Source organism: Endozoicomonas sp. (assembly GCF_051008435.1).
Lineage (GTDB): Bacteria > Pseudomonadota > Gammaproteobacteria > Pseudomonadales > Endozoicomonadaceae > Endozoicomonas_A.
In genome coordinates this window covers 1-6,845 of record NZ_JBPCXO010000019.1, presented here as the reverse complement: position 1 = coordinate 6,845, position 6,845 = coordinate 1, and the positions used below count along the sequence as shown (strand labels likewise).

Below are 6,845 nucleotides of genomic sequence, written 5' to 3'. Positions count from 1 at the left end.
CGTTGATCGTTCGTCCTCACTGAGCCGAACATGATATTTGATGGTCATGATAACTCCGTCATTACTGTCTCGGAGTTAACAGGATAAGCGTTGCTCACCTATCATGTGGCTCAGGACGGGGTACTAGTGTGTATTGAGTCTGTCTTTCATAAACTCAAAGTGCAAAAAGATGAATACACAAGCTGATACGCTGAGTGCCCAACCGGTTTATGCCAATCCTGCTCCACTGGGGCTGATGGGGTTTGGCATGACGACTGTTTTGCTGAATATCCATAATGCCGGCTTCTATCCACTGACTGCCATGATTCTTGCCATGGGGTTGGCGTATGAAGGTGCGGCTCAGGTGATTGCAGGGATTCTCGAGTTTAAAAAGGGAAATACTTTTGGTCTGACTGCCTTTACTTCCTATGGGTTGTTCTGGATCAGTCTGGTACTTCTGCTGGTTTTTCCTGAGCAGGGTATTGGCGAGCCAACGCCAGTTGGCTACATGGGCTGGTATTTGCTGCTCTGGGGGATTTTTACCGCGTTGATGTTCTTTGGAACACTGAAAACCAACCGGGTTCTTCAGTTTGTCTTTCTGTCTTTGGCTGTGCTTTTCTTCCTGCTGGCAGCCAGAGACTTTACGGGCTCAACCGCTATAGGTCACTTTGCGGGCTGGGAAGGCATTGTTTGTGGAGCCAGTGCGATCTACCTGGCTATGGCTGAGGTGATTAACGAACAATTGGGTAGAACGATTTTGCCCATTGGTGAAATGTAATGTACAGGGATGCAAAAAGACTTCGGTTTTTACCTGAAGTACTATTTTTTGCTTGCAAGGAGGCCGGCTTTCCTTATAATCAGCCGCGTCTTCAGGGATGACTTCTCTTCCCCGAAACAAAGAAGTGGTGGGCGTAGCTCAGTTGGTAGAGCCCCGGATTGTGATTCCGGTGGTCGTGGGTTCGAACCCCATCGTCCACCCCACTTTTAAAAAGCCTGGCTATTAAGTCAGGCTTTTTTGTATCTGAACTATTGATTCATTATCTTCCTGTACTTCTCCTGATCCTCATAAAGCTCAAGAAAAACCCTGTATTTTTTGTGATAGAAATCCATCAGTGATGTATTGGGTTTTACCACTCCTTTCTGGCGGCTCATGGCTTGCATGGCTTTTTCCATAGACAAATGTACACCGGATGCTACTGATGCGACTAAAGCTCCTGAAAGAAGCATGGCGTCTGGTTCTTCTGGCATTTTTGCTGGAATGCCTATGACGTTGACGTGTTCCTGAACAAACAGCGGATTTTTTGCTAATCCGCCGCAGGGGCGAAGTTCGGAAAAGGAGTAACCGTGCCGGGTAAGCAGTTCTATGTTGTGTCGGGCCCCCAAGGCAATAGCCTGGATGCAGGCCAGATATGAAAGCGCCAGGTTTTCAATGCTTTTATCCAGCTCCAGTCCAACGATCATGCCTCGTAGGCTCATGTCCATTCTCGGGCAGCGGTTGCCAGCGAAATAGGGTAAAAGATGAATGTCGTGTGTTAAATAGGGCAGATTATGAGGCGCATCAACCATGTTATTCAGGATGTTATTGAGATGAGCGACAACCGTAATCTGGTTATCTTGAGCTTCGTCTCTGGCATGAGGGTATGCCGGGTGGCTGATAATCAAGTGATCGATCAGTGCCCCCGCAGCAGATTGTCCGACAATGTTATGATAAAAGCCTTCAAGCACTGAAGGTATGGGTCCCCAGGCACCCTCAATCGTTTTGGCTGTACGACTATTTGCAATATAGATGGTTGAGGTGCCTACTATCATACTGAGTCTGTTTTCCAGACTGTTCAGAGTATCCTTTGAGTCCGTGGAGCCAAGTACAGCAAGACTGCCACCGAGTCCGTCAACAATGCCGGTTGCTACAGGTGTGCCAACGGTCAATCCTAATGCATTGGCTGAAGATGCTTTCAAGCCTCCTGGAATAGGAGCTCCTATTGGTAACATCTCTCCTTGCATCAAGTCGTGGTTGTTAATTCCAAGAATATCCAGTACCTCTGTTGATTCTCGAGTCACCATGGAGCAAGGGGTTCGGGTGAGTATACCTGTTAGTTTCCAGCTCAGAAAATCATACAGATCAAGGATTAAACCGCATTTTGACCAGAGTTCAGGATGAGTTTGCTCAAGCCAGAGCATTTTAGAAAGACACATCTCAGGAATTTGTTTACTGGGAGTGAGCTTATCAGCTACTTGTTTGAACCGTTCGTTAATCAGCGTTGACTGCCTTTGGGCGCGGTGATCCATCCAGCCGAGGATATTGGCTTCTGGATTGTCGGGAAGATAGAGAGGCTGTAGCTCATGATTGAGTAGTACCTGGGAGGCTGTTGCATCAATGCCAATGCCTTGAATAGTCACTGATGAGTGGTATTGGGCAATCAGGTGTCCAACTGAGCTGATCAGACAGTTGTAGATATCATCGGAAGATTGCTCCATCCGGCCAGGAGACTGCCAGAGTTTAAGAGCTCGGATGTCTTTAGCCAGTATCTCGCCCATAGGATTGACCAGGGCGCTTCGAAGGCTTGCAGTACCCACATCAATACTGAGAAGAACATCTTGCATACTTAATCCTTCCTCTAAACAAACAGTTTCCTGTCATAAAAATAAAAGGATAATAGTAGACGAGTGATTCAGCGGACTTGGAGGGGGAAAGAGTATGTTCATGGATTCAGTCATTGGGCATCGGGGAGTGGCTTCACTGGCTCCGGAAAATACATTGTCAGGTATCCAGAAGGCTGCGGAGCTTAAGCTGAGATGGATAGAGTTGGATGTGACCCTGTCAGGGGATGGTACTGCCGTCATGTTTCATGATCCCAGAATCAGCAGAACAACTTCAGGGCAGGGGTATTTGAAAAAGAAGACGCTTGATGAGCTTTCTGTGCTGGATGCCGGGAGCTGGTTCTCAGAGGCGTTCGCAGGTGAAAAAATACCCACATTGTTTGAAGCATTGGCTTTGATTAAAAAATTGAATCTGGGTCTGAATCTTGAGTTGAAGCCTAATCGTTGTGATTTGAAACTTCTGGTGGAGGAAGTGGTTACAGCACTGGAGGCTGTAGACTTTCCTGATGAGCAGTTACTGGTTTCCAGTTTTGACCATAAAGCACTGGTTTTATATCGAGCGAGGGCAGCGAGCAGCATTGGCTGCCTTTTTGAATCCTTACCGAGAAACTGGAAGCATAAGGCCAGGCAGGTAGATGCGATAACCATTCATTTGAATGCCAGAAAGCTGAAAGAGGAAAAAGCTCGTGCAATCAAAGCGGCAGGCTACGAACTGTATTGTTATACCGTCAATGATAAGGACTTGGCAGAGCAGTTAAAGAGTTGGGAAGTTGACGGGATCTTCACTGATAACCCCGCTGCTCTGGAATAACAGGGCGCCAGCAGGCGCCCTGTTGAGGTATATGATCAGTGCTCTGCGTCCACTTCTCTTAAATATTTGAATAGTTTTCTGGAGGCAGCAGGAGACTTGTCCTGTGAGGCTTCTTTCTGGGCATTTCGTACTAGCTGGCGGATATGTTGATGGTCCGCTTCAGGGTATTTTTCCAGATACTCTGTCAGCACATCATGCCCTTCATTGATCAGGCGGTCCCGCCAGCGTTCCAGCTGATGGAAGCGACGGTTGTATTCCTCACTGTTAGAGTCCAGGCTGTCGAGAAATTTCTGAATCGGCTCCAGATCCTGATCCCGCATCAGCTTGCCAATAAAGCCTAAATGCCGTTTTCGGGCGTTGTAGCTTTTTATGCGCTTACTTTCATCCAGCGCTTCTCTGAGACGCTCATTCAGAGGCAGTTTGTCCAGAATCGCTGGCTTCATTTCCATCAAGCGGGAGCCTATGGCCTTAAGCTCATCCATATCACGCTTGAGCTCAGATTTGCTGACAAAAATAATTTCTTCAGCGTCGTCTTCAAATTCGTAGGGGTCTTGATCTGACATGATTCGGGTCTATGCAAAGAGATGTTGCCATTTTACTCCAGTTAAGGGCATTCAGCCATGCGTGGAGAGGGCTGCTGGCTTCGTTGCTGTTATAGGGGGGGGAGATTCTTGAAGGGTAAGACTTTCATGGTAAATCGTTTGTTTTTTTGTGGCTGGGCACGGCACAATAGAGCTTACACGTATAATTCTGGAAGGCAGGAAATTCATGGGTGATAAAACCAATGCTGTACTGGATCCCCGCTCTGAAGAGGATCGCCTGAAGACCCTCGTCAGCGATATTCTGGATGAGGCTCGACGTCAGGGTGCTGATGCCTGCGAAGTGGGGGTCAGTCTGGATGCTGGTCTCTCGGTAGGGATCCGGATGGGGGATGTTGAAACGGTGGAGTTTAACCGTGATCAGGGTTTTGGTATCACCGTTTATCAGGGAAAGAAAAAAGGATCTGCCAGTACATCAGACAGTACACCTGAAGCCATCAGAGAAACCGTGAAGGCAGCCTGTGATATTGCCGGGTATGCTTCGGAAGACCCCTGTGCCGGTCTTGCAGATGCAGAGCTGATGGCGACTGAGTTACCCGATCTGGATCTTTATCATCCCTGGGGTGTGGATGCAGAAGAAGCTATAGCGCTGGCTTTGAAGTGTGAAGAAGCCGGCAGAACGTTTAGTAACAAGATCAAAAATTCAGACGGTGCCAATGTTGGAACACACCAAGGGTGCCGTGTATATGGAAACAGTCACGGCTTCATTGGTAGTTATATTTCCAGTCGGCACAGTCTGAGCTGTGTTCTGATTGGTGAGCAGTCCGGCGAAATGCAAAGGGATTATTGGTACACCGTCGCCCGTGATGGCAATGATCTGGAGTCAGCATTGGATGTCGGTCGCAAAGCCGCTGAAAGAACCATAGCTCGTCTTGGTGCAAGAAAAGTTCCAACGGGTCAGGTACCGGTCTTGTTTGCACCAGAAGTTGCATCAGGCCTGGTTTCCCACCTTTTGGGGGCGATCAGTGGCGGTAGCCTTTACAGGCAGGCTTCTTTTCTGCTTGATCATCTGGGTAAGCAGATATTTCCTGACTGGGTTCGTATTCATGAGCAGCCGCATTTGCAAAAGGCTTTGGGCTCGGCCAGTTTTGATAATGATGGGCTGGCTACCCAGGCCAAGGACTTTATCTGTGATGGCGTTCTGACTAATTATCTTCTGGGAACTTATTCCGCGCGTAAGCTGGGTATGGAAAGTACAGCGAATGCTGGAGGTGTAAACAACCTGTTTCTCGACAGTAATGCAGGTGGCAAAGAAGAGTTATTAAAACAGATGGGCACTGGCTTGCTGGTCACTGAATTGATGGGGCAGGGTGTTAATACGGTAACGGGAGATTACTCAAGAGGAGCAGGTGGCTTCTGGGTTGAAAATGGTGAAATCCAGTACCCTGTATCTGAGGTTACCATCGCGGGGAACTTGAAAGATATGTTTATGAATATTGTGGCTGCAGGTAATGACTACGATCGCAGAGGGAGTATTCAGACTGGTTCGGTTCTCATCAATGAGGTGACTCTGGCTGGGGAGTAATCGATCGTTGTAAGAGGCGCATTTTACAGGCGCCTCTTTTCTATCTCTGGTCTTATTTAAATGGGATTGCATCCCATTCTGAGGGCCAGTGCCAAAGCTGGTAAATGAAAGCGGTATCCGATGGGCTCCTATAAAGTACCTCATATTTAGAGTAATCCAATGTTTCCAGTAGCGATGCTCTTGGTGCAGCCATCATTTTATTATTGAAGCTGGACATGATCTGCCTTTCCTCTATTCGAAGAGTGTTTTCATTAACAAACTTGCTGCTTGTTTGAGCAGTTCTCAGCGATTTACTGACTTGGTGCCAGCTATTGTAATTGTGTTGGATGATCGCGTTTTCCAAAGCAGTCAAAGCGTCTTTGATATTAATGAGTTCTTTAATAGAGTTTATATCCAGCAGGGAGAATAAATAGCTCACCAGTTCCGGGTTGTTCTCAGAGATGGCAGGATTGATCAGCTCTGAAAAAAAATGCTGTGAAAGAAGTTCTTGAAGTGTGTCAGGAGATGAGCCTAGAACAGGGTTGTAAAAAACAATGCTTTTGTCGTTTGGTAGAGTGAATCTAGCGACAGTGTGCCATAGTGTTAGGTTCCTTTTTTCAAACATTCGTCCCCAACATTGATGGTTGATTTGTGATAGAGCCTGTTGAGGAAAATGATGCTGCTTCAGCTGGGCCATTTGCAGTACGTGAGAGAAGTAACCATGGACAAACTGACCGCCCAGAATATCGTAGTCAAAAAAACCACCACTGCTTGCGTATGTATCCGCTATTTCAGATTGAATAAAGCCGACAAATATAGGGAGAGGGTATAGATGCCAGTCTCTGAAGATTGAGCGGTGAATGACATAGATTAGTTGCTCTGTAATATCTCTGGAGATATTGGGTGTACTTTTGGGTTGCTCCAAACTTAATGAAATGCTGGACTCTTTGGTTTCTGCCATGGTTTCTACTGGAAGTCTGACATACCTGGGAGAGGTGATGTTTAAGTCCTTCATCCAATCTGAAAAGGCTGTACTGATGATTGAAGAAGAATCTCTTTCTTCAGAACCAACGGCATAAACTGGATATAGATAAGTGAGCTCATCGGTATTGCTTAAATAAAGAGGCGTGAAATGTGTTTGATCATAGAGTCGTAGCAGATTTTGTCCTAGCCTGGCCAGTAAAGGCAGATATTCCCTAATATCAGAAACGGCGGTAACCCATTTTTTAAAGGCTCTTAGTGGATTCCGGGGAGCTGGAAACAGGATGACTTATGTGACTATGAATAGAAGACGTTTTCTTGTAAAACAGTGTCATGAAACTTTATGACCTCCTCGATAACGCCAAGTGCTATG

6 protein-coding genes and 1 tRNA gene are annotated in these 6,845 nt (G+C 46.8%); 4 read left to right on the top strand and 3 right to left on the bottom strand.

The window, feature by feature from the left end:
- Positions 1-169: 169 nt before the first annotated feature.
- Both ACR2PX_RS00735 and ACR2PX_RS00730 read left to right on the top strand, forming a co-directional pair.
- Positions 170-757, top strand: a complete 588-nt coding sequence (locus ACR2PX_RS00735) for an acetate uptake transporter (RefSeq protein WP_433997452.1) — start codon at positions 170-172, stop codon at positions 755-757.
- A gap of 127 nt (positions 758-884) precedes the next feature.
- Positions 885-960: transfer RNA gene (locus ACR2PX_RS00730), tRNA-His, on the top strand.
- Between the two features lie 45 nt (positions 961-1,005).
- On the opposite strand, the gene ACR2PX_RS00725 is transcribed toward ACR2PX_RS00730, so the two are convergent.
- Positions 1,006-2,580 carry an FGGY-family carbohydrate kinase gene (locus ACR2PX_RS00725; protein WP_433997451.1) on the bottom strand — a complete coding sequence of 525 codons (1,575 nt, stop codon included), beginning with the start codon at positions 2,578-2,580 and terminating at the stop codon, positions 1,006-1,008.
- Positions 2,581-2,680: 100 nt separating this feature from the next.
- On the opposite strand from ACR2PX_RS00725, the gene ACR2PX_RS00720 reads away from it, so the two are divergent.
- Positions 2,681-3,388, top strand: coding sequence for a glycerophosphoryl diester phosphodiesterase (locus ACR2PX_RS00720; RefSeq protein ID WP_433997450.1), 708 nt, complete (start codon positions 2,681-2,683; stop codon positions 3,386-3,388).
- Between the two features lie 35 nt (positions 3,389-3,423).
- On the opposite strand, the gene yjgA is transcribed toward ACR2PX_RS00720, so the two are convergent.
- Complete coding sequence (yjgA, locus tag ACR2PX_RS00715; RefSeq protein WP_433997449.1) at positions 3,424-3,951, bottom strand: ribosome biogenesis factor YjgA; 528 nt, start codon at positions 3,949-3,951, stop codon at positions 3,424-3,426.
- A gap of 205 nt (positions 3,952-4,156) precedes the next feature.
- Here yjgA and pmbA point away from each other — a divergent pair, with 205 nt between their 5' ends.
- A complete protein-coding gene (pmbA, locus tag ACR2PX_RS00710; protein WP_433997448.1) occupies positions 4,157-5,512 on the top strand; it encodes a metalloprotease PmbA in 1,356 nt (451 codons plus the stop codon).
- A 52-nt stretch (positions 5,513-5,564) separates the two neighbouring features.
- On the opposite strand, the gene ACR2PX_RS00705 is transcribed toward pmbA, so the two are convergent.
- The gene (locus tag ACR2PX_RS00705) at positions 5,565-6,506 is read right to left on the bottom strand and encodes a hypothetical protein (RefSeq protein ID WP_433997447.1); all 942 of its coding nucleotides are present in this window, start codon (positions 6,504-6,506) and stop codon (positions 5,565-5,567) included.
- Positions 6,507-6,845 lie beyond the last annotated feature (339 nt).